Annotated in this window: 23 protein-coding genes; 13 read left to right on the forward strand and 10 right to left on the reverse strand. The window is 39.8% G+C overall.

What is annotated here, in order from left to right; all coding sequences use genetic code 11:
* The first annotated feature begins 152 nt into the window (after nucleotides 1-152).
* The 5 genes from clpP (at nucleotide 153) to I6F45_RS07845 (ending at nucleotide 7,257) form a co-directional block, all read left to right on the forward strand.
* Complete coding sequence (gene clpP, locus I6F45_RS07825; RefSeq protein ID WP_007580937.1) at nucleotides 153-770, forward strand: ATP-dependent Clp endopeptidase proteolytic subunit ClpP; 618 nt, start codon at nucleotides 153-155, stop codon at nucleotides 768-770.
* Between the two features lie 135 nt (nucleotides 771-905).
* A complete protein-coding gene (clpX, locus tag I6F45_RS07830; protein WP_002958344.1) occupies nucleotides 906-2,189 on the forward strand; it encodes an ATP-dependent protease ATP-binding subunit ClpX in 1,284 nt (427 codons plus the stop codon).
* A gap of 151 nt (nucleotides 2,190-2,340) precedes the next feature.
* On the forward strand, nucleotides 2,341-4,710 hold the full coding sequence (gene lon, locus I6F45_RS07835; protein WP_197160126.1) for an endopeptidase La: 2,370 nt from the start codon (nucleotides 2,341-2,343) through the stop codon (nucleotides 4,708-4,710).
* 183 nt (nucleotides 4,711-4,893) lie between these two features.
* Nucleotides 4,894-5,184: an HU family DNA-binding protein gene (locus I6F45_RS07840; protein WP_157823336.1), complete on the forward strand. Its 291-nt coding sequence runs from the start codon at nucleotides 4,894-4,896 to the stop codon at nucleotides 5,182-5,184.
* A 171-nt stretch (nucleotides 5,185-5,355) separates the two neighbouring features.
* A complete protein-coding gene (locus I6F45_RS07845) occupies nucleotides 5,356-7,257 on the forward strand; it encodes a SurA N-terminal domain-containing protein (protein WP_197160127.1) in 1,902 nt (633 codons plus the stop codon).
* Nucleotides 7,258-7,324: 67 nt separating this feature from the next.
* Here I6F45_RS07845 and I6F45_RS07850 read toward each other — a convergent pair whose 3' ends face one another.
* From I6F45_RS07850 to pspF, 7 genes are all read right to left on the reverse strand, one after another.
* Nucleotides 7,325-7,816 (reverse strand): VOC family protein, encoded by a 492-nt coding sequence (locus I6F45_RS07850; protein WP_197160128.1) that lies wholly within the window; start codon nucleotides 7,814-7,816, stop codon nucleotides 7,325-7,327.
* 85 nt (nucleotides 7,817-7,901) lie between these two features.
* On the reverse strand, nucleotides 7,902-8,663 hold the full coding sequence (locus I6F45_RS07855) for an ATP-binding cassette domain-containing protein (protein ID WP_197160130.1): 762 nt from the start codon (nucleotides 8,661-8,663) through the stop codon (nucleotides 7,902-7,904).
* Complete coding sequence (locus I6F45_RS07860) at nucleotides 8,663-9,655, reverse strand: peptide ABC transporter ATP-binding protein (protein ID WP_166421609.1); 993 nt, start codon at nucleotides 9,653-9,655, stop codon at nucleotides 8,663-8,665. The genes I6F45_RS07855 and I6F45_RS07860 overlap by 1 nt, the downstream gene beginning before the upstream one ends.
* Nucleotides 9,656-10,549 carry an ABC transporter permease subunit gene (locus I6F45_RS07865; RefSeq protein WP_197160132.1) on the reverse strand — a complete coding sequence of 298 codons (894 nt, stop codon included), beginning with the start codon at nucleotides 10,547-10,549 and terminating at the stop codon, nucleotides 9,656-9,658. It abuts the gene before it with no gap.
* A complete protein-coding gene (locus I6F45_RS07870) occupies nucleotides 10,536-11,570 on the reverse strand; it encodes an ABC transporter permease (RefSeq protein WP_197160134.1) in 1,035 nt (344 codons plus the stop codon). The genes I6F45_RS07865 and I6F45_RS07870 overlap by 14 nt, the downstream gene beginning before the upstream one ends.
* Nucleotides 11,570-13,177: an ABC transporter substrate-binding protein gene (locus I6F45_RS07875; protein WP_165740564.1), complete on the reverse strand. Its 1,608-nt coding sequence runs from the start codon at nucleotides 13,175-13,177 to the stop codon at nucleotides 11,570-11,572. The genes I6F45_RS07870 and I6F45_RS07875 overlap by 1 nt, the downstream gene beginning before the upstream one ends.
* Before the next feature lie 15 nt (nucleotides 13,178-13,192).
* Nucleotides 13,193-14,257, reverse strand: coding sequence for a phage shock protein operon transcriptional activator (gene pspF / locus I6F45_RS07880; RefSeq protein WP_165740565.1), 1,065 nt, complete (start codon nucleotides 14,255-14,257; stop codon nucleotides 13,193-13,195).
* Nucleotides 14,258-14,443: 186 nt separating this feature from the next.
* Here pspF and pspA point away from each other — a divergent pair, with 186 nt between their 5' ends.
* The 8 genes from pspA to I6F45_RS07920 all read left to right on the forward strand — a co-directional run bounded on the left by pspA (nucleotide 14,444) and on the right by I6F45_RS07920 (nucleotide 21,054).
* A complete protein-coding gene (pspA, locus tag I6F45_RS07885; RefSeq protein ID WP_197160136.1) occupies nucleotides 14,444-15,103 on the forward strand; it encodes a phage shock protein PspA in 660 nt (219 codons plus the stop codon).
* Nucleotides 15,104-15,170: 67 nt separating this feature from the next.
* Complete coding sequence (pspB, locus tag I6F45_RS07890; RefSeq protein WP_024612319.1) at nucleotides 15,171-15,404, forward strand: envelope stress response membrane protein PspB; 234 nt, start codon at nucleotides 15,171-15,173, stop codon at nucleotides 15,402-15,404.
* Nucleotides 15,401-15,802: an envelope stress response membrane protein PspC gene (gene pspC / locus I6F45_RS07895; RefSeq protein WP_197160138.1), complete on the forward strand. Its 402-nt coding sequence runs from the start codon at nucleotides 15,401-15,403 to the stop codon at nucleotides 15,800-15,802. The genes pspB and pspC overlap by 4 nt, the downstream gene beginning before the upstream one ends.
* Nucleotides 15,803-15,865: 63 nt before the next feature.
* Nucleotides 15,866-17,284 carry a YcjX family protein gene (locus I6F45_RS07900; protein WP_197160146.1) on the forward strand — a complete coding sequence of 473 codons (1,419 nt, stop codon included), beginning with the start codon at nucleotides 15,866-15,868 and terminating at the stop codon, nucleotides 17,282-17,284.
* Nucleotides 17,281-18,306 carry a TIGR01620 family protein gene (locus I6F45_RS07905; protein ID WP_197160148.1) on the forward strand — a complete coding sequence of 342 codons (1,026 nt, stop codon included), beginning with the start codon at nucleotides 17,281-17,283 and terminating at the stop codon, nucleotides 18,304-18,306. Before I6F45_RS07900 ends, I6F45_RS07905 begins: the two co-directional genes overlap by 4 nt.
* A 149-nt stretch (nucleotides 18,307-18,455) precedes the next feature.
* Complete coding sequence (gene megL, locus I6F45_RS07910; RefSeq protein ID WP_197160149.1) at nucleotides 18,456-19,637, forward strand: methionine gamma-lyase; 1,182 nt, start codon at nucleotides 18,456-18,458, stop codon at nucleotides 19,635-19,637.
* 237 nt (nucleotides 19,638-19,874) lie between these two features.
* Complete coding sequence (phhA, locus tag I6F45_RS07915) at nucleotides 19,875-20,672, forward strand: phenylalanine 4-monooxygenase (RefSeq protein WP_002958327.1); 798 nt, start codon at nucleotides 19,875-19,877, stop codon at nucleotides 20,670-20,672.
* Between the two features lie 37 nt (nucleotides 20,673-20,709).
* The gene (locus I6F45_RS07920) at nucleotides 20,710-21,054 is read left to right on the forward strand and encodes a 4a-hydroxytetrahydrobiopterin dehydratase (RefSeq protein ID WP_002958326.1); all 345 of its coding nucleotides are present in this window, start codon (nucleotides 20,710-20,712) and stop codon (nucleotides 21,052-21,054) included.
* Nucleotides 21,055-21,115: 61 nt separating this feature from the next.
* Here I6F45_RS07920 and I6F45_RS07925 read toward each other — a convergent pair whose 3' ends face one another.
* The 3 genes from I6F45_RS07925 to I6F45_RS07935 are packed head-to-tail and all read right to left on the reverse strand — an operon-like array spanning nucleotide 21,116 to nucleotide 24,602.
* Nucleotides 21,116-21,553, reverse strand: coding sequence for a hypothetical protein (locus I6F45_RS07925; protein WP_197160151.1), 438 nt, complete (start codon nucleotides 21,551-21,553; stop codon nucleotides 21,116-21,118).
* An 8-nt stretch (nucleotides 21,554-21,561) separates the two neighbouring features.
* The gene (locus I6F45_RS07930) at nucleotides 21,562-23,922 is read right to left on the reverse strand and encodes an ABC transporter permease (RefSeq protein WP_197160153.1); all 2,361 of its coding nucleotides are present in this window, start codon (nucleotides 23,920-23,922) and stop codon (nucleotides 21,562-21,564) included.
* A complete protein-coding gene (locus tag I6F45_RS07935) occupies nucleotides 23,922-24,602 on the reverse strand; it encodes an ABC transporter ATP-binding protein (RefSeq protein WP_197160155.1) in 681 nt (226 codons plus the stop codon). Before I6F45_RS07935 ends, I6F45_RS07930 begins: the two co-directional genes overlap by 1 nt.
* Nucleotides 24,603-24,611: the final 9 nt, after the last annotated feature.

Below are 24,611 nucleotides of genomic sequence, written 5' to 3' on the forward strand. Positions count from 1 at the left end.
TTAAGCTCTCGCTAACGATTAAATGGCTCGTGCTACTCTGTTTATACAGCGTGCCCGGGCCATTTTAGTTTTTGGCTCTAAATTTGCGAAAAACGATAACTATGCTTCCTTATAATAAGGATAAGTATAAGCGCATAAGGAATTAAATAAGTATGAATACTGGTATTACAGATCCCCTAAATGCATTGGTCCCAATGGTTGTTGAACAAACACCGAAAGGCGAGCGCTCGTATGATATTTATTCGAGATTATTAAAAGAGCGTATTATCTTTTTAACAGGTCAAGTTGAAGACAACATGGCAAATCTGATTTTAGCGCAAATGCTATTTTTAGAATCAGAAAATCCTGATAAAGATATCTTTTTATACATCAACTCACCAGGTGGTTCAGTAACTGCGGGTATGGCTATTTACGACACAATGAACTTCATCAAACCAGATGTAAGTACAATATGTGTAGGTCAAGCTGCAAGCATGGGTGCTTTTTTACTTACTGCTGGCGCTAAAGGTAAGCGTTTTTGCCTACCAAACTCACGTGTGATGATTCACCAACCATTAGGTGGTTTCCAAGGTCAAGCATCTGACTTTGAAATACATGCTAAAGAAATTCTGTCTATTAAAGATAAGCTTAACCGCTTAATGGCTGAGCATACAGGCCAACCATTAGATATTATCTCTAAAGACACAGATCGTGATAACTTTATGAGTGCCACGCAAGCTGTAGATTACGGCTTGGTAGACTCTGTGTTTACAAATCGCGACAAAAAGTAAGCGCTTGGCGAACAGGATTGCCTGTTTGCCACTTTGAGTTACTATGCGAAAACCAATAAATTTTGGTATAGTTAAAGCGTATTGAAATAGCCGCCAACAGTTTTGGTGGCCAACGTAATAAAATGAGGTAGCTGAATGTCTGACACTCCTACAGACGGCGACAAAAGTAATAAATTGTTATACTGCTCTTTTTGTGGCAAAAGCCAACATGAAGTGCGTAAATTAATTGCAGGCCCTTCAGTATACGTTTGTGATGAATGTGTAGAGTTGTGTAACGATATTATCAGGGAAGAGATCAAAGACATTGCTCCTAAGCATGATACGTCTGACAAACTACCTGTACCAAAAGAAATTCGTAAACACTTAGACGATTATGTTATTGGTCAAGATCATGCTAAAAAAGTATTGTCTGTTGCCGTTTATAACCATTATAAACGCCTACGTAACCAATCGACTAAGCAAGACATTGAATTAAGTAAAAGTAATATTTTGCTTATCGGCCCAACAGGTAGTGGTAAAACATTACTTGCAGAAACATTAGCGCGCCTACTTGATGTGCCGTTTACTATGGCCGATGCCACTACATTAACCGAAGCAGGTTATGTAGGTGAAGATGTTGAAAACATCATTCAAAAGCTTTTACAAAAATGCGATTACGATGTTGAAAAAGCGCAACGTGGCATTGTTTACATTGATGAAATTGACAAAATTTCTCGTAAATCAGATAACCCGTCAATTACACGTGATGTATCGGGTGAGGGCGTTCAACAGGCGCTACTTAAACTGATTGAAGGCACCGTTGCTTCTGTTCCACCGCAAGGTGGTCGTAAACATCCACAACAAGAGTTTTTACAAGTAGATACATCTAAAATCTTGTTTATTTGTGGTGGTGCATTTTCAGGCTTAGATAAAGTAATTGAGCAACGCAGCCATAAAAATACCGGTATCGGTTTTGGCGTTAGCGTAAAAGAATCTGCGGCGAGCCGTTCTTTAAGTGAAACATTTAAAGACGTAGAGCCAGAAGATTTAGTTAAATATGGCTTAATTCCTGAGTTTATAGGTCGTTTGCCGGTAGTTGCTACGTTAACAGAACTTGACGAAGCTGCTCTTGTGCAAATATTGAGTGAGCCTAAAAACGCGATTACTAAACAGTTTTCAGTATTGTTTGGTATGGAAGACGTTGAACTTGAGTTCCGCGATGATGCCTTAGCTGCAATTGCACACAAAGCAATGGAGCGTAAAACAGGTGCACGTGGTCTTCGTTCAATCGTTGAAGGTGTATTGCTTGATACTATGTACGAGCTTCCTTCAATGGATGACGTAAGCAAAGTGGTTATTGATGAAACCGTTATTAAAGGTGAGTCAGACCCAATCTTGATTTATGAAAATAATAAACAAGATAAAGCCGCATCAGAATAGTTTTTAAGCTATTTGAATGAAAAAAGGAGCCTTAGGCTCCTTTTTTTATAATTAATTTAATCGAGTAAGGGAAAATTGTTGAACTTTAATTAGGTTATCCCCATATACTTGAGTAATCTTTAAAATAAATGAAGTGCGAAGAGAAACTATAATGACGCTTGAGAGAACCGACCGAGTCGAAATCCCAGTCCTAGCACTGCGCGATGTTGTGGTATACCCGCACATGGTGATCCCGCTTTTTGTAGGCCGTGAAAAATCAATAAAATGCCTAGAAGCGGCAATGGACAAAGACAAACAAATTTTCTTGGTTGCACAAAAAGATGCAACTGTAGATGAACCAGAACAAGATGATATTTATCGTATCGGGACTATTGCCACTGTACTTCAGTTATTAAAATTACCAGACGGTACAGTAAAAGTTTTAGTGGAAGGTACACAGCGCGCGCAAATTGAAGACTTTGTTGATAACGATGACTTCTTTGTTGCTAATGCTCAATTTATTGAATCTGATTTAATTGATGAGCAAGAGCAAGATGTATTTATTCGCAGCGCGATTAGCCAGTTTGAAGGCTATGTAAAGCTTAATAAAAAAATTCCACCTGAGGTACTAACTTCAGTTTCAGGTATCGATGAGCCTGCGCGCTTAGCCGATACAATGGCTGCACACATGCCATTAAAAGTACCTGAAAAGCAAAAAGTGCTAGAAATTTCAAGCGTGACAGAACGTCTTGAATATTTAATGGCATTAATGGAAGGCGAAATAGACTTATTACAAGTTGAGAAGAAAATTCGTACCCGCGTTAAAAAGCAGATGGAAAAATCTCAACGCGAGTATTACCTCAACGAGCAAATGAAAGCCATTCAAAAAGAGCTTGGTGAGCTTGACGATGTACCTGACGAATTTGAAGCACTTAAAAAGCGCATCGAAGAATCAGGTATGCCAACAGAAGCACAAGAAAAAGCGACCACAGAGCTTAATAAGCTTAAAATGATGTCGCCAATGTCTGCAGAAGCTACCGTAGTGCGCTCATATATCGACACGTTAATAAATGTGCCGTGGAAAAAACGCTCTAAAGTGAAGAAAGACTTAGCAGGCGCGCAAAAAATTCTTGATAGCGATCACCATGGCTTAGATAAAGTTAAAGAACGCATTTTAGAGTACCTCGCGGTACAACAGCGTACTAATAAGCTTAAAGGGCCAATTTTGTGTTTAGTGGGCCCACCAGGTGTAGGTAAAACGTCATTAGGTCAATCTATTGCGCGTTCTACTGGTCGTAAATATATTCGTATGGCGCTCGGCGGCGTACGCGACGAAGCTGAAATTCGTGGCCATCGTCGTACTTACATCGGTTCTATGCCAGGTAAGCTAATTCAAAACATGACTAAAGTGGGCGTTAAAAATCCATTGTTCTTGTTAGATGAAATCGACAAAATGTCATCAGACATGCGTGGCGACCCAGCATCAGCACTTTTAGAAGTACTGGATCCTGAGCAAAACAGTCACTTTGCAGATCACTACCTTGAAGTTGATTACGATTTATCTGATGTTATGTTTGTAGCTACATCAAATAGCTTTAATATTCCTGGTCCACTATTGGATCGTATGGAAGTTATTCGCTTATCGGGTTACACCGAAGATGAAAAGCTAAACATTGCAAAAGAACACTTAATCACCAAGCAAGTTAAGCGCAATGGCTTAAAAGAGCATGAGATTGTAATTGATGATAGTGCAATTATTGGCATTATTCGTTATTACACGCGTGAAGCGGGTGTACGTAATTTAGAGCGCGAAATTTCAAAATTATGCCGTAAAGCAGTTAAAAATATCTTAATTGAAAAAGACACTAAAACAGTAACTATCAATCAAGATAACCTAGAAGACTTTTTAGGTGTACAACGCTTTGACTATGGTAAAGCTGAAGATGGCGACCGCATTGGTCAAGTTACAGGCTTAGCATGGACAGAAGTTGGCGGTGATTTGCTAACAATCGAATGTGCAGCTGTACCAGGTAAAGGCAAGTTAACTTATACCGGTTCACTGGGCGATGTAATGCAAGAGTCGATTCAAGCGGCAATGACGGTAGTACGTAATCGTGCAGATACATTTCGTATTAATAGCGACTTTTACGAAAAACGTGACATTCACGTACACGTACCTGAGGGCGCTACACCAAAAGATGGTCCAAGTGCGGGCGCAGCAATGGTAACGGGTCTTGTATCTAGTTTAACAGGTAATCCTGTACGCGCAGATGTTGCAATGACCGGTGAAATTACGCTACGTGGTGAAGTACTTCCTATTGGTGGCTTAAAAGAGAAATTATTGGCAGCGCATCGTGGTGGAATTAAAACAGTCATCATTCCAAAAATTAACGAACGTGACTTAAAAGAGATCCCAGAAAACGTACTGGCAGGCTTGGATATTCACCCAGTTACTTGGATTGACGAGGTGTTAAAGCTTGCTTTAGTGCATCCTGTTGAGAGTTTTTCGGTCGAAACACCTAAAAACCAAGAAAAAAGCTAAAAAAAGTGCTTTTTAGGGCTTTTCAAATCTAAACGGTATGATAAGTTAAGCACTGGTTTTCAAGCCTAGCCCTTATGGGGCGTAGGCTTAAGAAAAATATAATCATGTGAGCATTAAAAGTTTGCTCTAAAATTTTCAAAACAGTGATGTTAGTTTAAAAAACCATCGCTCTTGATAATAACAATGAAAGAGGATGATATTGTGAATAAATCTCAATTAATCGATCAAATCGCAGCTGATGCTGACATTTCTAAAGCGGCTGCAGGTCGTGCACTAGATTCATTCATCGAATCTGTATCTGGCGCGCTAAAAGAAGGCGACTCAGTTGCACTTGTTGGTTTTGGTACTTTCTCAGTACGTGACCGTGCTGCACGTTCAGGCCGTAACCCGCAAACTGGTGAAACAATCCAAATTGCTGCTGCAACTATTCCTGCTTTTAAAGCCGGTAAAGCGCTTAAAGACGCAGTAAACTAATCACTGTTTTAAACACATTAGTTATGGCGAGTGTAAAGTTACTGATTCACCACAACAGATGAATTAAGTAACTTTACCGCCAGTTACTTCAAGTGAAAAAGCGTATCTGGTAAGATACGCTTTTTTTACATGTGACAAGGTAAAATACCTTGATCAAAAAGAGATAAACAAATGCTTGAGAAAATCAGAGAAGGTTCGCAAGGACCTGTAGCCAAAATAATTTTAGGCGCGGTGATTTTATCTTTTGCCTTAGCAGGGATCGGTAGTTACTTAGGTCAAACCACAGAACAACCCGTTGCTGAAGTAAATGGAATTAAAATTAGTCAAACCGATTTTAACCGTGCTTATCAAAATGAACGTAGCCGTTTAGAGCAACAATTTGGTGAATACTTTACACAAATTGCTGCTGATCCAAATTACATGGCGCAAATTCGCCAAGGTGTAGTTGACCGCTTAGTACAACAAGAATTGCAATCACAGCTAGCGGCTGATTTAGGCCTTCGCGTAAGCGATGAAAGTGTACGTAAAACAATTTTAGAACTACCGTACTTTCAAATTGGTGAAAAATTTAATAACGACCGTTACTTACAAGTAATTCGTCAAATGAACTTTCAACCAGATGCTTTTCGTGAATACTTACGTAAAGATATGACACGCAGCCAAGTAGTATCTGCTGTTGCAGGTACAGACTTTGCACTAGAGAGCGAGCTTAAAAGCGCAATTGCTCTACAGCAACAAACTCGTAGTATTGATTATGTAGTAGTAAACAAAGAGGCGCTTGCCGCGAACGTTGAAGTATCAGATCAAGAAGTGTCTGATTACTACGACCTAAACGCATCACAATTTTTGTCTCCAGAGCTTATTTCGGTAAGTTACATTGAGCTTAAAGCAGCAGATATTAATGTTGAATCGGTAACCGAGGATGACGTTAAAGCGTATTACGAGCAAAATAAAGCACAATACGTTGAGCCAGAAAAACGTCGCGTATCACATATCTTAATTGATAACAGTGAAGACGATGACGCAGCAAAAGAAAAAGCCAATGCACTTCATGCACAACTAGAGCAAGGTGCAGACTTTGCTGAGTTAGCGCAATCATCATCTGACGATATCGTTAGTGGCGAAATGGGCGGCGATCTTGAATGGATAGAACGTGACGTAATGGACCCTGCATTTGAAGACGCGACTTTCGCACTTCAAAACAAAGGTGATATTTCTGAAGTTGTTGCTTCTGAGTTTGGTTATCACATAATTAAACTTACAGATATTCAACCACAACAAGTTAAAGCATATGACGATGTTAAAGCTGACTTACGTGCTGAACTAGAACAAGCTGAAAAAGTAGATGCGTTTTACGAAAAGCAAACAGAAATGGGTGCACTTGCATTTGAAATTTCAGACCGCTTAGACGACGCTGCAGAAGTTGCTGAAGTAGAAGTTAAATCTACACCTCTTTTAGCACTTAATGCTCTACCAGAGCCGTTAAACAGCCCTGCAGTTGTAACAGCACTAACATCAGTTGATTTACTTGAAGATAAAGTAAACTCTGAAGTTATTGAACTGGGTGAAGAGCACGCAATTATTGTTCGTATTAACGAGCATAAACCTGCTGCGACTAAACCACTGGATGAAGTAAGCGAGCAAATTAAAGCGCGTTTAGTTAACGAAAAATCATCTGAGCTTGCTAAAGAAAAAGCGCGTAGCTTATTTGCAGAAGTACAAGCAGGTAAGAGCTTAAACGATGTAGCAAACGAGCAAAGTTTAACGGTTCGCCAAGAAGCGCAGTTAACGCGTCAAAGCTACACTGTTTCACCTGCTATTGTGACTCAAGCATTTAAGATGGCTCACCCAGCAGATTCTGCAGTAGTTGAGCTTGTTAATTTAAATAATGGTGATGCAGCAATTGTTGCGCTTAAGTCGGTAACAGATGCACAAGTTGCAGCTAACATTGACCCTCAAGCAAAACAAAGTATTACTATGGCGCAAGCTAATAAAAACTACATGGTATTTATTGAAGCGCTTAAAGCAAATGCTGAGCTTAATTTACCAACGGCTACACAAACTGTTGAATAATTAATTTAGTTCATAAAAAAAGGCGCTTTTTAAAGCGCCTTTTTTATTGTCTTGAATAAAGTGGGTATTAATTACCTCTGGCAATAAACTCAATCCGATTGCCGCTAGGCTCTCTAATCATCATATGTTGCGTTGGGCCTTTTCCTAAGTTCTCTGGTGCAAACTCTATAATAATATTATTTTGCATTTTTAAGTGTTCATGTAGCTCGCTTAACTTTTTGATACTTTCAACACTGAGTGCTAAATGATGTAACCCCACATTGTCTGCCCGATTAAACTCTACACGCTTGTCATCATTTTTAACGCGCCACAGTGTAATAGTTATTTTGTTATTAGATAAAAAATAAGCAGGATAGGTTGGGTCATTTCCTAGCGTTTTAAAACCAAGTACATCAGTAAAAAATGCTTTGGATGCATTTAAGTTTGATACGGTTAAACCTAAATGATCAACGCCACCAACCCAACTTTTAGAGGTAGAGTTTTCGTCAGCTATTGAGGTTGTTGATAGCAGTAGTAACGCTAATGATGAAATGCCTTTGAGTAATGTTTTTTTTAGCATAGATCCTCTTTATGGTTTTAGTTGTTAAATTACGCATTTAACAAAGACCTTCATAAAGGAGATTACATTACACGCTAGGCTGCGTTTAGCAGCTAAGTAATCGCTGCGTTACTTTTGATTGAGGGTTTTGAAAAACATCTTCAGTCGGGCCGTATTCAACTACTTCGCCTTTATCGAGTACAACCACATAATCACTGATATGACGCACTAGGCTTAAATGATGGGTGATCATGACGTACGTAAGGCCTGTATCGCGCTGCAGCTTAAGTAATAAATTCACTATTTGCGCACGTATAGACGGGTCTAAAGACGAAACGGCTTCATCGAGCACAATCACCTTAGGATCTAAAATTAATGCGCGAGAAAATGCTACACGTTGTAGTTGCCCCACACTAAACATATGCGGGTAGTAGTGCTTATGATCGATTAACAAACCCACCTTTGAGAGCGTTGCATCAATCTTCTCAGTTCGTTCGGCTTCATCAAGCTCAGTATTATATTGCAGGCAATCATCAAGCATTTCGCCAATGGTTAACCCCGGGTTGAGCGATGCAGCTGAATCTTGAAAAATCATACGAATATGGCGACATTGATTATCGCGTACGCCATTGTCTTCAATAATATTATTTTCGAGCAAAATTTGCCCGCTATCAGCAGTATCAGCTCCTGAAAGTAGTTTTGCTAACGTACTTTTACCTGCACCTGTTTCACCAATTATGGCTATACTTTCGCCTTTACCCACAGAAAATGAAATATTTTTAAGTACTTCAAACTTTTTACGTGAAAAAAGCCCAGCTCGCACATTAAATGTTTTTGATAGCGCTTGTACTTTAAGTAGCGGCTGCATTATTTCATGTCTTTAATTAACGGAAAATGGCATGCATAACTATGACCATGATGCTTAGTAAGGGTGGGAGTTACCACGCAGGCTTTTTGCGCTTGCGGGCAGCGCGGCCCGAGGCGGCAGCCAATAGGCAAATGTTGCAAGGTAGGGATAGTTCCTTTAAGGGCATAAAAAGGTTCTTTATGCGCTAAACCTTGTTCGTAGTCTGGCAGGCTTTTTAGTAATGCTTGCGTATAAGGGTGGCGAGGCTGTTTAAATATTTCATGAGTTGGGCCTGCTTCAACCATTTGCCCGCAATATAAAACATGAATACCATGTGACCAATGTGCAATCTCTTCAAGTTCATGAGAGATCATTAAAATAGACATGTTTTTAAGCTGGTTTAAGCTTTTTAATAACCTAAATACTTGTGCGCGCGTTGTACTTTCAAGCGCAGTAGTTGGCTCATCAGCTATTAATAACTTAGGCGTGCGAGCAATGGCCATTGCAATCATTACTTTTTGGCATACGCCTTCTGAGAGTTCATGGGGGTAACTGCTTAGTACCGCTTCGTGGTTTTTAATACCCACTTTATGAATAAGTGCTTTTACTCTGTCTTTTCTTTCGCGGTTGCGTTTTAAAAAGAAACCTTTAGTTGCTACCTCAGGGAGTGTTTCGGCAATTTGATCAAATATTTTAGCGGTTGGGTCAAGGCAGCGGCTTGGATCTTGATAGATCATCGCTATATCTTGGCTTACTATTTTACGGCGCTTTTCTGGGCTTAAACGCATTAAGTCTACGCCGCGCCAATGTATACGGTCGGCAGTAATATCCCAGCGTTCGTTCAATACACCAATAATCGCTTTTGCTATTAGGCTTTTACCAGAGCCAGACTCGCCCACAAGCGCATGTACTTCGCCTTCTTTTAAGCTAAAACTCACTCTGTCTACGGCTCTAATTACTGTTTCAGAGGTACGTAGTTCAATTGTTAAGTTACGAACATCGAGTAATTGCATTTAATCAGCCTTACGTGCTTTAAGCACTTGTCGCAGGCCATCGCCTACTAAATTAGTAGATAACACGGCTAAAAATAACAGCACACCAGGTAGCGCTACAGTCCACGGCGCTAGATAAATAAGGCCTAAGTTTTCGGCTAATATTGCGCCCCATTCGGTAGTCGGTGGCTGAGCGCCTAATTTTAAAAATCCCAGTGCTGAAATATCTAATATAGCGGTAGAAAGCGCCATCGTGAATATAACCACAATATGCTCATAAATATTAGGGAAAATACCGCGCGATATAATATGCCAATTAGATGCACCATCGAGTTTAAACGCGGTAATGTAATCTTTACTTAATTCATCAACAATCAGGTTACGCACTGAGTGAATAAACTGCGGCAGTAAGGCTAAAATAATGGCCCATACGGTATTCATTAAACCCGGGCCGAGTATGGCGATTATTATTATTGCCAATAACAAAGAAGGTATAGAAAGCGTTATATCAAGTAAATGATTTAAAAAGCTTGAACGCAGCCCTTTACTAATTCCTGCAAAAGTACCCACTAATACACCAAAAATAGTGGTGATTAGGGCGGCTACGACAGAAAGACCAAATGTATACGTAGCACCATTCATTAAGCGCGAGAGTACATCACGGCCTAAATCATCGGTACCTAAAAGAAAGCGTACATCGCCCATTTCTCGCCACGATGGCGGAATAAGCAGTGCATCACTGTGTTGTTGGTTTACACCATAGGGGGCTAAAAAGGGAGCGGTGGCGGCTAATAGTGCAAACGCCATAAATATCCATAAACCAACCAAAGCAGGGTGGTTATTTTTAAACTTTCGCCAAAATCGCGCGAGTGGCGATTTATTCGACTCTTCAGAAAATAAATTAAACTTTGCCATGAGCCTGATTCCGCGAGAGTGGATCGAATAAAGTGTAAGTAAGTTCAGCTGTAATAGAAGCTAAAATAACAAATAAAGATACCGCCATTAATCCGCCTTGAATTGCAGGAAAGTCACGCTGATAAATACTATCGATTAACCACCGGCCAATACCCGGCCACGAAAAAATAACTTCGGTAATCATCGCAAGCGTTATTAGCGTACTAAATTGCAAACCAATTTGCTTAATTACAGGCAGTAATGCATTACGCAGTGCATGGTGCATGATAAGTTGACGGCGGTTAAGGCCTTTTGCCCTAGCTGTTTTAATAAAGTTTTGATCCATTACTTTAAGCATCGACTCGCGAGTAAAGCGAATTAATACGGTTGTAGGATACATAGCAAGTACAATTGTAGGGAGCGTTAAATGGCGCAGCGCATCAACAAAAGCCATGCCTTTATACGGAAAGCCAGCAAGTGCAATATCAATTAAAATAAACCCAGTATTTGCGGGTATTTCGTAAAGTAGTCCCATTCTTCCCGACATAGGAAACCAGCCAAGCTTTAATGAAAAAACCATAATTAACAACAATGCGAGCCAAAATACAGGCATAGAATACCCAACCATAGTGGTCGAGTTTATAAGCTTGTCGGGCCAACGTTTATGATAGCCAGAGCCTAAAATACCCGTAGGTACACCAACAACAACCGATACAATTAAAGCATAAATACTTAGCTCTAAAGTGGCCGGTAGCAAATCAACAATATGGCTAAAGACGCTGTTACCCGAGGCAAACGAAAACCCCCAATCACCCTGAAATATTCGCCCTAAAAAGGCAACGTACTGCATAAAGTAATTGCTGTTGTATAAATATTTGTCTTCAAGCTCACTATGCTGTGCAAAGTTACTGCTCGGTATGCCACTTAAATTACTGAGTGGATCACCGGGAAATAAATACGCTAGCGAAAACGTAAATACACTAAGCATTAGTATCATAAAAAGGAATAAACCAAGGCGGCGTAAAATATAATCTAAGATCATTATTTTTTCCTCGCATTGGCAAGCGAAATAGCGCCAAACGGGCCAAGTGTTATGCCTTCCACATCGGCGCTACTCGCTTGAAAGCGCAGGCCATGAGCAATAGGCAATAACGGCAGCTCTTTAATAATCAAACTTTGTGCATCGTCGTAGTATTTTTTACGTTTGTTTAAATCAGTGGTGTCGAGTGCTTGAGTAAGCAATAAATCAAATTGGGGATTACACCAGTTTGCTGGGTTTTTGCCACTAAAAGTAGCGGTACAACTGAGCAGTGGGCTAAAAAAGTTATCAGGATCGGGTGTATCTGCCGCCCAACCAAGTAACACGCTGTCGTGCCTGTGCTCGCCAATACGCTGAATAAACGTGTTCCACTCATATTCTACAATACTTACATTAACGCCTACTTTGCGCAAATCGCTTTGCATAAGCTCAGCCATTTTACGTGCGTTAGGGTTATAAATACGACTCACAGGCATAGCCCATATTGTCATATCAAAGCCATCAGGTAAGCCTGCTTCAATAAGTAACTTTTTAGCAAGTTCTGGATCAAACGTAGGAATATCTTCTTGTGGCTCAAACGCCCAAGAGGTTGGCGGCAAAATAGATTGTGCGCGAGTACCGTTACCGTAATAAACCGCCTGCATTATTTTATCTACATCTATTGCATGCGCGAGTGCTTGGCGTACGCGTAAATCGTCAAACGGGGCACGTTCTGTATTAAACGCCCAATAACCTATGTTTAAGTTTGTTTCTTTTTCAATATTTATATCATCGCGTTGCGCTAAAATACTTAATTGCGCACTACTTGGGTGAGCCGTTACATCGCACTCTTTAGTCAGCATTTTGGCTATGCGCGCAGTGCCATTAGGCGTTATGTCGTAAACCAATTGTTCAAGAGCAACGTCATGCTTCCAATAAAGTGGATTACGATAAAAGCGTACAAGGTGATCTCGACGATATTCTTTATAAATATACGGACCGGTACCAATTGGGTACTGATCAAATAAGTTTTCTTGATTGTTTTTCTTAAGTTTCATGGCGTATTCTTCTGAAAGCACCACGGCAAAGTCGGTAGCCATATTGGCTAAAAAGCTACTTTCAGGATTAAACAATTCAAAACGCACTTGATAGTCAGACACGCGCACAATTTTACGAATAAGTTGATCAATCCCCACACTTTGAAAATACGGGTAATTGGCATCGCCCACAAAGTGATATGGATTATAGACATCGAATAATCGGCTAAAGGTAAATATAACGTCGTCGGCGTTAAAATCCCGCGAGGGGGTAAAATAAGAAGTTGTATGAAACTTTACATCTTTACGCAAGGTAAAGGTAACCGATTTACCATCTTTACTAATTTTCCAATCGGTCGCCAGCTCACTTTGAAACTCTGCCGTAACAGGGTCAATACTAATTAAACGGTCGTATAATTGGTTAGCAATTATATCAATAGTTGAACCGGTGGTCGTGACTTGCGGATTAAACGACACAGGGTTGGCTTCAGCGCAGTAAACTAAGCCTTGGTTTTTTTCTTCTATGATTTCTTCTTTGCTATCAAGGCAACCAACTAAAGTGGTGGCAAGCAAAACAAGTAATAATTTATGCACCCGCATAACCTCTGACTATTGTTGATCCAACAAGTTGTATTTTTTAAGATAACCACGTAATTGATGATACGTTAAACCAAGTACTTCTGCAGTTTTCTTTTGATTAAATTGGCTATGCTCGAGCGCTTTATTAATCATGTTTATTTCAAAGTCGTTTGAACGCTCTTTTAAGCTACACGGAAATTGAATATCAAGGGTTATATCTGCGCTTGCTTGAGCAATCGGCTGTGCAACTACAATAGGCTCGACATTAACAGTTTGAGTCGCTACAGGTGCTTTAATGCGCGCTTTTGGTCTAAATGGGCTGTCGAATGGGTCTAAAATAATCTGGTGAACGGGGATATGTTCACTACCGTGGCGATATAAGCTTCGTTCAACCACATTTTTAAGTTCGCGAATATTACCAGGCCAATCATAACTAAGCAGTGTTTCTGTTGCGCTTCGGGTAAAACCGCTAAAGAGTTCCCACTCTAAATCGCGCGCCATATTCATCGCAAACTGCTCAGCAAGCAACATAATATCGTCTTGGCGTTCGCGCAGTGGCGGCAGGGTAATTACGTCAAAGGCAAGGCGATCGAGTAAGTCACTTCTAAATTCACCTTGCTCAGCCAAATAAGGGAGGTCTTCGTTTGTAGCACACACTAAGCGTGTATCTACTTTTACAGTTTGTTTGCCGCCAACACGCTCAAACTCACCGTATTCTATAACGCGCAGTAGTTTTTCTTGTACCATAGCTGAGGTGTTTGCTAATTCATCTAAAAACAGTGTGCCGCTGTTAGCGCGTTCAAAACGACCTTCGTGGCGTTTACTTGCCCCCGTAAAGGCACCGCTTTCGTGGCCAAACAATTCACTTTCGAGAAGGTTTTCGTTAAGCGCTGCACAGTTAAGCTTTACGTAGTTTTGATCCCAACGTTTTGATAAAAAGTGTAAGCGCGCTGCTATTAGCTCTTTACCTGTGCCGCGTTCACCAATAATAAGTACCGGTTTATCTAAATTAGCCAGTTGCGATACCTGATCTAATACAGACAGAAAGCTATCTGATTGGCCGAGTAAATTATCCTGTTGGCGATATTGGCTCATATTTCCTAACTCTTGGTCATTTTTACTAACAGTTAGTGTATTTCATAAGTAGGGATAACTAAAGAAATTTGTATATTTAGTTTAACGTAATGAAAATAAAGTGTATTTTAACTTTTAAAAAGTTGGCAAGCATATTGATACTAGTTATAGCAGACTAACTAAGTTTTAATTACAGAGGTAAATGTTATGGGAATTTTTTCACGTTTTGCAGATATTGTTAATTCTAATATCAACGCCATTTTAGATAAAGCAGAAGACCCAGAAAAAATGGTTCGTCTGATTATTCAAGAAATGGAAGATACGCTTGTTGAAGTACGTTCTACATCAGCTAAAACATTAGCTGAGAAAAAAGAAATCGTACGCCGCCTAGATACACTTAAAGCACAAGTAAGTGATTGGCAAGATAAAGCCGAGCTGGCTTTAAGTAAAGACCGCGACGATTTAGCGCGTTCAGCCCTACTTGAAAAGCAAAAATCGGCAGATGCAGTTACTTCAGTAGCGAGTGAACTTGAACATGTAGAGTCTCATATCGAGAAACTACAACAAGAAGTAACGACACTACAAGAAAAGCTAGCAGATGCGAAATCACGTCAAAAGGCAATTATACTTCGCCAACGTTCGGCTGAGTCGCGCCTTGAAGTGAAAAAGACACTTGATAGCTCAAAAGTAGAAGACGCACTTAATCGCTTTGAACGTTACGAAACTAAAATTGATGGACTAGAATCTCAAATTGAGTCTTACGATTTAGGTAAAAAGACGTTAGCGGACGAAATTGCTAATCTACAAAAAAATGAAAAGATAGATGATGAGCTAGCCGAACTTAAAAAGAAGCTAGCTGATAAATAACTTATAAAGGGGTACTTAAAGTACCCCACTGCTTAAAAACATCAAAACGGATTGTCAGGAGAGGATTATGTTTGATCCAGAGATACTAGTTGCACCATTTATCTTGTTTATGATTTTTGTTGCACCGCTGTGGTTAATTTTACACTACCGTAGCAAAAAACAAGTAAGCCAAGGTTTAAGTGAACACGAACATCGCCAGTTACTTGAGCTTGCACATAAAGCCGAAAAAATGGCCGACAGAGTCGAAACACTAGAAGCATTGCTTGATCAAGAGTCACCACAATGGAGACGCAAAGTATGAGTGCCAAACGCGAATTATTAAGAGACCCACAACGCGGTAAAATAGCTGGCGTATGTGCGGGATTAAGTGACTACTTTAATATGGAGTTATGGTTAGTTCGCATTATATTTGTTAGTGCGGTACTGCTAACGGGTGGCCCATTATTTGTGGTAGCGTATATTGCAGCCTGGTTTATTTTAGATAAAAAAGAGCCCGCAACAGCGCAAACTAACAGCTCAACTAAAACTAACGATCCGCTAGAAGTAAAATTTAAAGTATGGCAAAAGGGCGAGCCACCGCGCCGCGCATTGCAAGATTTAAAAGAGCGTTTAACGCGAGTAGATACTCGCCTTCAAGATATGGAGCGCCATGTTACTTCAAGTGAGTTTACGGTGAGCCGTGAAATTAACAAACTTTAAAGGATTTAATAGCACCTTATTTGCAGCGTGATAAATTACGGCAAATTAGGTGCAAGACACTTTATGAGCCAATCATTTGCAAAAAAGACCTTTAAAAGCATTAAAGGCAAAGCACAAAAAGCCCTTCATCGCAGTTTAGACCAACACGTAAAACTTGCCGTAACAGGCCTAAGTGGTAGTGGTAAAACAGCCTTTATTACCGCGCTTGTTAAACACTTAACAACCCAAGCGGACGATAAAAACTTACCTTTTTTTGATGTAATGCGCGAGCATCGCCATGTTGCCACTAAAGTTGTGCCGCAAGAGGCGTTAAAAGTCCCTACATTTAATTATACGCGCGCGCTAAATTCATTATTACCCAGCGATGGGATGCCTACCTGGCCTGCATCTACCGAGCGGATTAATACGCTGCGCTTGGCAATAAAGTATCAAAGTAATGCAGGGCTGCGCGGGCACTTTTCGCCGCAATCAACGCTTTATTTAGATATTATTGACTACCCGGGTGAATGGCTTCTTGATTTACCTATGCTTGAGCAAAGCTATTCTCAATGGTGCGAGCAACAATATCCGTTACTAACTCAGCCTTCGCGTGTAAATACATCAAGTGATTTTCTAGCTGCCGTTGAGCAACTTGATTTAAATGCGCCTGTAGATGAAAACGCACTTGCTCATATTGCTCAGCTTTATCAAAGCATGTTAGTAGGGCTTAAAAAAGATACCAAACTTGCCATGTTACAACCCGGGCGCATGCTTATGCCTGGCGACTTACAAGGCGCGCCATTGTTATTGTTTTTTCCGGTATCGGGTGAAATAAACAGTGACGATGTTGTTGCGGGTTCTAATTTAGCGCATTTAATTAAGCGTTTTAACGCCTATATAAAAGAAGTTGTAAAACCATTTTATAATGAGCATTTTAGGCACTTTGATCGCCAAATTGTACTTGTCGATGTACTGAGTGCGTTAAACGAAGGGCACGAAACACTCCAAGAGCAAAGCAGTGTAATAAATCAGTTGCTTGCTCATTTTAGCTATGGTGAATCAGGCTTTTTTAAACGTTTATTTAAGCCCAACATAGACAAAATATTATTTGCAGCTAATAAGTCAGACCACATAAGTGCAAAGCATCATAAAGATTTAGCACTGCTGCTTGATTCGCTCGTGCATGAGCAAAGTAATCATTTAAAGTTTGATGGTGTGCAAATAGAAACTATGGCTATGTCGTCAATTACAGCCACGCAGCCACGCCAAATCACCGACAAAGGCCAAACGCTTGATTGCATTTACGGTAAACCGTTGAACGAGCCTGATTGGCTTACGTATTTACCGCCACAGCCTCCCACGCGAATGCTCAATAAAAATGAGTGGCCAGTACAGGGGTTTGATTTTTTATCGTTTTCTCCAATGCCGAGCCCCGATAAACAACTCAAACATATTCGATTAGATCATGTCATGCAGTACCTGCTAGGAGACAAATTAACATGAGTGAGTCAAACCAAACATTTCAAGCAGGGCGTCGTATAGATACGCACAGCATTGAGCAAAATGAACCCGCTTTAGCACCTGCAAAAATTATTCAGCACGGACAAAGTGATTACGAAGAACTTGAAGATGAATCACTCGATCCCGAAATCGATCTGGAGCCTGTATATAAAAAATCAAAATGGCAAACGCTTAAAGGTGTGTTTGCTATTAGTTTTATAGTACTGGTGCTTTTAGAGTTTGCGTACTCGTTAGTATTTGCATTTCAGCAGTCTGTTATTTTAGGCAGTGTTTATTTAACTGCGGTTGTAAGTGGCGTGCTGCTAATAGGGCGCTTATTGTGGCGAGAGTACCGAATGCTGCGCAGTTTAAAGCGTAACCAATTGCACCGAATTGAAGCCGACAGGCTTTTAAACAGCGAGCAAGTAGGCGGTGCATTACCTTGGCTCGAAAAGCTCAATAAACACCAAGAACTTGATAACTTTGAAACCTTTAAAAACCAAGTAGCGATGCATCACAGCGACAAAGAAATAATGACGCTGTACGCCAATAGTTTATTAATAACCCAAGACACCAAAGCTAAAAAGCTTATAAACCGGTTTGCGACCGAATCTGCACTGCTAGTTGCCCTAAGTCCACTGGCGCTGGTGGATATGATGGCCGTGCTTTGGCGCGGTACTAAGTTAATTGAACAAATTGGTAAAATTTATGGCATTGGTTTTGGCTACGCAAGCCGTATAAAGTTATACCGCATGTTAATAAGGCAAGTGATGTTTGTAGGCAGTGCAGAACTTGTATCTGATCTTGCAGCAACTGCATTAAGCGCAGAGCTACTAGGTAAGCTTTCGGGACGGGCTGCGCAGGGCGTAAGCGCGGGTATTTTTACAGCGCGTATTGGTTACAAAGCAATGGAGCTTAGCCGCCCATTACCACGGCTAGAAAACAAACGCAGCTTACTAAAAGGCACTGTACAAAGCATTGCAGGTAAAATTATGAGCCGTAAAAAGGCTGAACCAACACACTAGATTAGCAGTGGCAATATTTGTGTACAAACGTATGTTGCACGGTTTTTACACAAATAGCCATCTGAGCATCCGGCATGCTTGCTGTTTGTAAGCGCATACGTTTTGATTGTTGAATCGCAAAAACATAATAATCAAAAAATGAGCCTACAATGAGCAAGCATCATATAAACACCCAGTGTATTCACGGACCACAAAAAGCAAACGACCCGCACGGCGCACTTACCTCTCCTTTGTATCAAACCTCTACCTTTCATTTTGAAAACGCCGCACAAGGTGCAGCGCGTTTTGCAGGCGACGAACCTGGCTATATTTATACGCGCTTAGGAAACCCCACAACCACAGAGCTTGAACAAAAAGTTGCCCAACTAGAGAACTGTGAAGCAGCTGCCGCAACCGCAACAGGTATGGGGGCAGTATCTGCCTCAGTACTGAGCTTTTTATCGCAGGGGGATCACCTTGTTGCCTCAAGTGCTTTGTATGGTTGTACCTTTGCGTTTTTCTCGCATATGTTGCCGCGCTGGGGAATCGAAGTCACTTTTGTTGATATGACCAACGAGGACGAACTACGCGCTGCCATTAAACCTAATTCAAAAATGATATTTGTAGAAACGCCAATTAACCCCACTATGGCGGTTATTGATTTAGCACTCCTTGGCGCAGTTGCTAAAGAGCACAATTTAATTAGCGTAGTCGACAACACCTTTTTAACGCCGCTACTGCAATCACCTAAAAAATACGGTATCGACATTATAATGCACAGTGCGACCAAGTACTTAAATGGTCATGGTGACGTAGTCGCCGGTATTGTATGTGGATCGCTTGAGCACATAACACACATTAAAATGACCGTACTAAAAGATATTGGTGCAACCATAAGCCCGCACGACGCATGGCTAATTAATCGAGGCTTAAAAACACTCGCCATTAGAATAGAGCGCCATTGTCAAAGCGCACAAACAATAGCCGAATATCTAGAAGCGCATCCACAAGTAAGCACCGTATATTACCCGGGGCTTAAATCGCACCCAGGTTATAAGTTTATTGGTAACCAAATGAAAGCCGCTGGTGGTGTTATTGCATTTGAAATAAAAGGTACGCTACAAGATGGCGCGCAATTTATTGATAGTATGAAACTTTGTACACTTGCTGTAAGCCTAGGCGACGCTGAAACACTGATTCAGCATCCTGCATCTATGACTCACTCGCCTTATACGCCAGAGGAGCGAGCTGCCGCTGGAATAAGTGATGGGCTGATCAGGCTCTCGGTTGGGCTTGAAGATGTTAACGACATTATTAGTGATTTAGACCAAGCTTTTACTAAAATTGGTTAGGTGTATTTAATTGTGTACACATAAAAATAAGCTACAGGCCTTTAATTAAAGGTCTGTATTTTTAATGTGCCACAGGTGTAACTTTAACTTTACGATTGGGGTGATCGCGCCAAATACTGATATTAGCCTATCTATTAAACTTTTCTTCACTTTTGCATAGTATGGGGTCATTCGATATTCAATAGATTTGAGTATCACACTGACACCGATTTAGGGCACACACCCAAGAAGGTACTTATGGCTAAAGCAAGTAAATACACATCCAAAACACCAGACGAAAATGGTGTTATACATTGGAGTGATGAAGAAAATAAAATTTGGTCTGAGCTTGTAGCGCGCCAACTTGCGTGCATAGAAGGCAAAGCCTGCAATGAGTACATGCAAGGGTTAAAAAAGATTAACCTGCCGCACGATCGTATTCCGCAGTTAAGCGAATTAAACGAAGTATTACTTGCCACTACCGGTTGGCAAGTAGCGCCAGTGCCTGCGCTTATCGACTTTGATGAGTTTTTTAGATTACTAGCAAACAAGCAGTTTCCGGTAGCTACATTTATTCGTAGCCGCGAAGAATTTGACTACCTACAAGAGCCAGATATTTTTCATGAAATATTTGGCCATTGCGCCATGTTAACTAATCCTGACTTTGCCGAGTTTACGCATAAGTACGGACAATTAGGTTACGCAGCGCAGAAAAAAGACCGTGTATACCTTGCACGTATATACTGGTTTACGGTTGAATTTGGTTTAATGCAAACCGAAGATGGCCTGCGTATCTACGGCGGCGGTATTTTATCAAGCCCAGGTGAAACTCAGTACGTATACTCAAACACGCCAGAAATCAGCCCAATGAATGTGCTTGATGTACTGCGTACGCCGTACCGTATTGATATTATGCAACCACAGTACTACACCATAAATTCGATTCATGATCTGTTTGATATATCGCAAATGGATATTATGACTTTGGTTGAGCGAGCTAAAGAGCTTGGTTTGCACGACCCAAAATTTCCACCAAAAGAAAAATTAGCCAGTTAAACATTAATGCTAAAAAAGCTAAAAGTAAGGATTTAGAATGTCTTCATTAAGTGCACAAAAATGCGAAGCCTGTCATGTAGATGCGCCAAAAGTATCTGACGAAGAGTTAGCACAATTAATTACTAAAATCCCAGACTGGGTTCCAGAAGTACGCGACGGCATTATGCAGCTTGAGCGTGTTTATAAATTTAAAAACTTTAAACAGGCTATCGCGTTTACTAACAAAGTAGGCGACATGGCAGAAGACGAAGGCCATCACCCAGGTTTATTAACCGAGTGGGGCAAAGTAACCGTTACATGGTGGAGCCATTCAATTAAAGGCCTACATAAAAACGACTTTATTTGCGCAGCTAAAACAGACGACGTATTTAACGCGCTGTAAACTTTTTAAAGATTTAACCTTCGCAACAAAAAGCCCGCTAAAGTTATTTAGCGGTTTTTTTTTATATACCGTTGTCACTGGAAATTATAGAAATTGAATGAACCTTTAACTGCTTATCTGAAAACTTACTTTTAAGCATGTCGATGGTTTTTTCTTGTTGCCTACAAGGCGGGCAGGGGCCTATACCTTCATCTATTGAGGTGTAAAACAACGTATACTTTTGCTGGGTAAAATCGGGCAATGTTGTTAATAGCTGCTCTAAATTACTTTTAATTAAATCAGGATCAGGATGGCTTTGTTTATTTTTAAAAATGGATAAAATATTTGGTAAATATTTATCAGAGTAATGCATCAACTCGCCTTTGCTGTTAAATAAAAACATTTGCGGTGCGGTATTATTAATGGGCGATTTAACCATTTGGTAATGAGAGAAACTGTACTGCTCAGCGTATGTATTTCCGCCGTATATAAGTAGTGTAGCTAGTAGTAATTTGTACATGTTTATCCTTAAGTTAAGTGATTCCACGAGTTGTTAAGTGTTTTTTTAATCTCTATAGCAATAATACATATAACCACTAACAAAATGACTAAATGCACTATCAGTATAATATTTAGGTCAAAAACGGATTGTTGAAATAAAAAAGTTTGTAGTTTTTCATGTTGGGTGAAAAATAGTGCAACAATAACTATGTGGGCTATCACAAATGCAGTGAAAAAGAGCTTTAAAAATAAATAGCATATTTGGTAGCTGCGAGCGCCCATAGCACGTCTTAACGCAAGCTCTGTGGATGATTTAGCCGTAAGTTGTTTAATACTACTGTAGTTGTATAAAAACGCAGAGAGTAGAAGAATTGAGGAGCACACAACGGTAATTATAAGTAATGCATTTCTAGGGGCTTGCTCATTTTTTACTAAAGACGAAAGGGGGGTAAGTGATAAATCGTTAAAGTTTACACTTAATGCCTTTACTGCCGTTTGGAGTTCACTTTCAACTTGTGTGATGGGCGCATAAGTTTTAATTATGATTGTTTCAAAACCTGTCAGGGCGCTTATTACACTGTACACAGTGGGCTGAACTGGTGTATCGGCTCCTTCATTATAAATATCATTAACAACGCCAACTACTTTATGCTTTACTTTTCCAGTATCAAATTGGGCTAATAAATAAGCTTGGCTTAGTTCTGTGCCTGCAAAGTATTGATCCCATAAAGCACTGTTAACAACAATGCTTTGATACTGTTGCCATTGCACGCTTTGCCCTGAGATAAGCTTAGCGCCAATAGTTTTAAAGTAATGCGGGCTCACTCTATGGCTTGCGGTACTGGCGCTTTTCCCCGAACTGATAGCTTGTCCGGTAACGGTGTACCATGCACTAAACCCACTGCGATCTGATAGTGGCGGAGCAGAGCTAAGTGATACTTCTTCAATAATGGGCAGTGAATTTAATTGCTGAATTAATTGTTGAGCAGAGTTATTTGCATTAAAGGCCTCGCTAGGTGATTGTGGAAAACTAAAGCTGGCAATTAGAATATTATCTGCATTAAAACCCATACTTTTATTATTTAAATTAATCTGGCTGTAAATAACCAAACTACTAATGTAAACACTTGTAATAGCAAGGCTAGTAAGTAGCGAAAGCAATGAGAACACTTGTACTTTTTCGCTTGTTGTTGCACTTTGGCCGCGTCCAATACTGCTGTGTATCCACCTTCGTTGAAAATAACTAAGCGCCGATAAAAAAGTAATAATAACAATGTAAAATACCGCCAGCGTAAATAATGAAAAAGAGCTGCTTAGCTGATTCAGGCTTGGTAATAAAATTGTGCTGATGCGGTCGCTCAGTGGATACAAAGCGCACATTACAATAATAAGTAGTAGGCTTGTGAGTGCAATATCAATAATTTGCTGCACAAAAATGTGTTTGTTATTGGCTCCACATAGTTTGCGTATAGTTTCTTCTTGTTGCTTTTTAATTGACTCTGCACAGTAAAATGCACAAAAGGCTATAAAGCTAAATGTGAGTAAAATATAATAAAGTAACTGCAATAAGTTTAGACGCTTCAATATTTTATTAAAGTGAGTAGGGCTAACGCCAATACCATCACTAAACTTAAGTTCGGTATTATCAAATATAAAAATTTCGTTTTGTAAGTGCTTATTTATAAAGCTTAAAAAGAGTTTTTTATTTTTAACGTGCCCTAAAATATACGTAAATGTATCAGGGGTCAGGCTACTTTCTTGAGGCAAAATACGCTTGAGTTGCGAGTAAGGAATAACAAGTTTAGGTTCATAGGCACGTTTAAAGCTTTTAAACTCTTTTGGCATTACAGCAACAATGTTTATGCTTTTATTATTAACAACAAGCTGTTTGCCAATAATATCAGTGACACCTTTAAAATGAGTATGCCAAAACGAATAGCTAATGGCGGCACTTAGTGCGCTGCCTTGTTTTGGGAAATCTAATTTCTCAAAGCTGCCTAAAGCAGGAATGATACCTAATTGTTTATAACCCCCCGATATAAAGCTTACCTTAACAGGCTCGCTATCATGATTAACCGAAAGCTTTAATGATAAATCAATAGAACGCTCAAAAACGCCGACTAAATCTTGGTGCAATACAGTTATTTCATCAAAAATGTACTCATCAACGGGTAAGTCATTTTGAGTATCACTTAAGTAAACTTGTTTAATGTTGTGGATGTTATTTATTGCCGTGTAATCGGCTGATAAAAACTGACTATGAATATTACTTATATTTAAAATTAAACATAAAGGAATACTCAGCAACAAACAGCTAAGCCATAATTTAGTATTTTGCTTAGCATATTTTAGCCAGTTTAAGGTCAGATCAGTAATTAAGTTCAGCATCAAAAACCTTGCGCACTAAGCTGTCCGTCTTGAATATACAAACGCGTTTTTGCTGTTTTAGCATGGTTTTCATCATGTGTTATTAAGCAAATTGTTTTGCCATCGTCGTTTAGCTTATTGAGTAACTGATATATTTGTTCGCTATTACTCGAATCTAAATTACCAGTAGGCTCATCGGCTAAAATAATAGAGGGCTCATTTATTAATGCTCTAGCAATAGCAACTCTTTGTTGTTGCCCGCCTGACAATTGGCTTGGCTTTCTATCAATAAATTCAAGCATATTTACTTTATTAAGCGCAGCTTCTACTTTTTTTTGGTAATCCTTTCTAGGCACCGATTTGTTGTAACTGAGTGGCAAAGCTACGTTATCAAATACGCTTAAATGATTTAATAAATTAAAGTTTTGAAATATAAAACCAAGTTCTCTGTTTTTAATGGCTGCAATAGAGTCGGATGTTAAGTCTGCTGTGTTAGTGCCTAAAATAGTGTACTGCCCTTGGCTAGGTAAGTTTAGTAAACCTAAAATAGAAAGTAGGGTACTTTTACCACTGCCAGAAGTACCAGTTATTGCAATGTAGTCACCACTGTTTATTTTAAAACTTACAGCTTTGAGAGTATCAATTTTGGTATTAGGGTATTGATAAAAAACATTATTAAACTCTATTAACGGATAACTCATAACTGACAT

Origin of the sequence: Pseudoalteromonas sp. SWYJZ19, from assembly GCF_015864375.1 — a bacterium.
Lineage (GTDB): Bacteria > Pseudomonadota > Gammaproteobacteria > Enterobacterales > Alteromonadaceae > Pseudoalteromonas > Pseudoalteromonas arctica.

Coding starts and splice junctions, on each gene's coding strand:
- I6F45_RS07855 (WP_197160130.1), bottom strand. CDS start 8,663: ATGCAGCCGCTACTTAAAGTACAAGCGCTATCAAAAACATTTAATGTG.
- I6F45_RS07860 (WP_166421609.1), bottom strand. CDS start 9,655: ATGCAATTACTCGATGTTCGTAACTTAACAATTGAACTACGTACCTCT.
- I6F45_RS07900 (WP_197160146.1), top strand. CDS start 15,866: ATGAGCCAATCATTTGCAAAAAAGACCTTTAAAAGCATTAAAGGCAAA.
- I6F45_RS07930 (WP_197160153.1), bottom strand. CDS start 23,922: ATGCTGAACTTAATTACTGATCTGACCTTAAACTGGCTAAAATATGCT.
- lon (WP_197160126.1), top strand. CDS start 2,341: ATGACGCTTGAGAGAACCGACCGAGTCGAAATCCCAGTCCTAGCACTG.
- I6F45_RS07840 (WP_157823336.1), top strand. CDS start 4,894: ATGAAAGAGGATGATATTGTGAATAAATCTCAATTAATCGATCAAATC.
- I6F45_RS07865 (WP_197160132.1), bottom strand. CDS start 10,549: ATGGCAAAGTTTAATTTATTTTCTGAAGAGTCGAATAAATCGCCACTC.
- clpX (WP_002958344.1), top strand. CDS start 906: ATGTCTGACACTCCTACAGACGGCGACAAAAGTAATAAATTGTTATAC.
- pspF (WP_165740565.1), bottom strand. CDS start 14,257: ATGAGCCAATATCGCCAACAGGATAATTTACTCGGCCAATCAGATAGC.
- I6F45_RS07870 (WP_197160134.1), bottom strand. CDS start 11,570: ATGATCTTAGATTATATTTTACGCCGCCTTGGTTTATTCCTTTTTATG.
- I6F45_RS07925 (WP_197160151.1), bottom strand. CDS start 21,553: ATGTACAAATTACTACTAGCTACACTACTTATATACGGCGGAAATACA.
- pspC (WP_197160138.1), top strand. CDS start 15,401: ATGAGTGCCAAACGCGAATTATTAAGAGACCCACAACGCGGTAAAATA.
- pspB (WP_024612319.1), top strand. CDS start 15,171: ATGTTTGATCCAGAGATACTAGTTGCACCATTTATCTTGTTTATGATT.
- I6F45_RS07920 (WP_002958326.1), top strand. CDS start 20,710: ATGTCTTCATTAAGTGCACAAAAATGCGAAGCCTGTCATGTAGATGCG.
- pspA (WP_197160136.1), top strand. CDS start 14,444: ATGGGAATTTTTTCACGTTTTGCAGATATTGTTAATTCTAATATCAAC.
- I6F45_RS07845 (WP_197160127.1), top strand. CDS start 5,356: ATGCTTGAGAAAATCAGAGAAGGTTCGCAAGGACCTGTAGCCAAAATA.
- I6F45_RS07935 (WP_197160155.1), bottom strand. CDS start 24,602: ATGAGTTATCCGTTAATAGAGTTTAATAATGTTTTTTATCAATACCCT.
- clpP (WP_007580937.1), top strand. CDS start 153: ATGAATACTGGTATTACAGATCCCCTAAATGCATTGGTCCCAATGGTT.
- I6F45_RS07905 (WP_197160148.1), top strand. CDS start 17,281: ATGAGTGAGTCAAACCAAACATTTCAAGCAGGGCGTCGTATAGATACG.
- megL (WP_197160149.1), top strand. CDS start 18,456: ATGAGCAAGCATCATATAAACACCCAGTGTATTCACGGACCACAAAAA.
- I6F45_RS07850 (WP_197160128.1), bottom strand. CDS start 7,816: ATGCTAAAAAAAACATTACTCAAAGGCATTTCATCATTAGCGTTACTA.
- phhA (WP_002958327.1), top strand. CDS start 19,875: ATGGCTAAAGCAAGTAAATACACATCCAAAACACCAGACGAAAATGGT.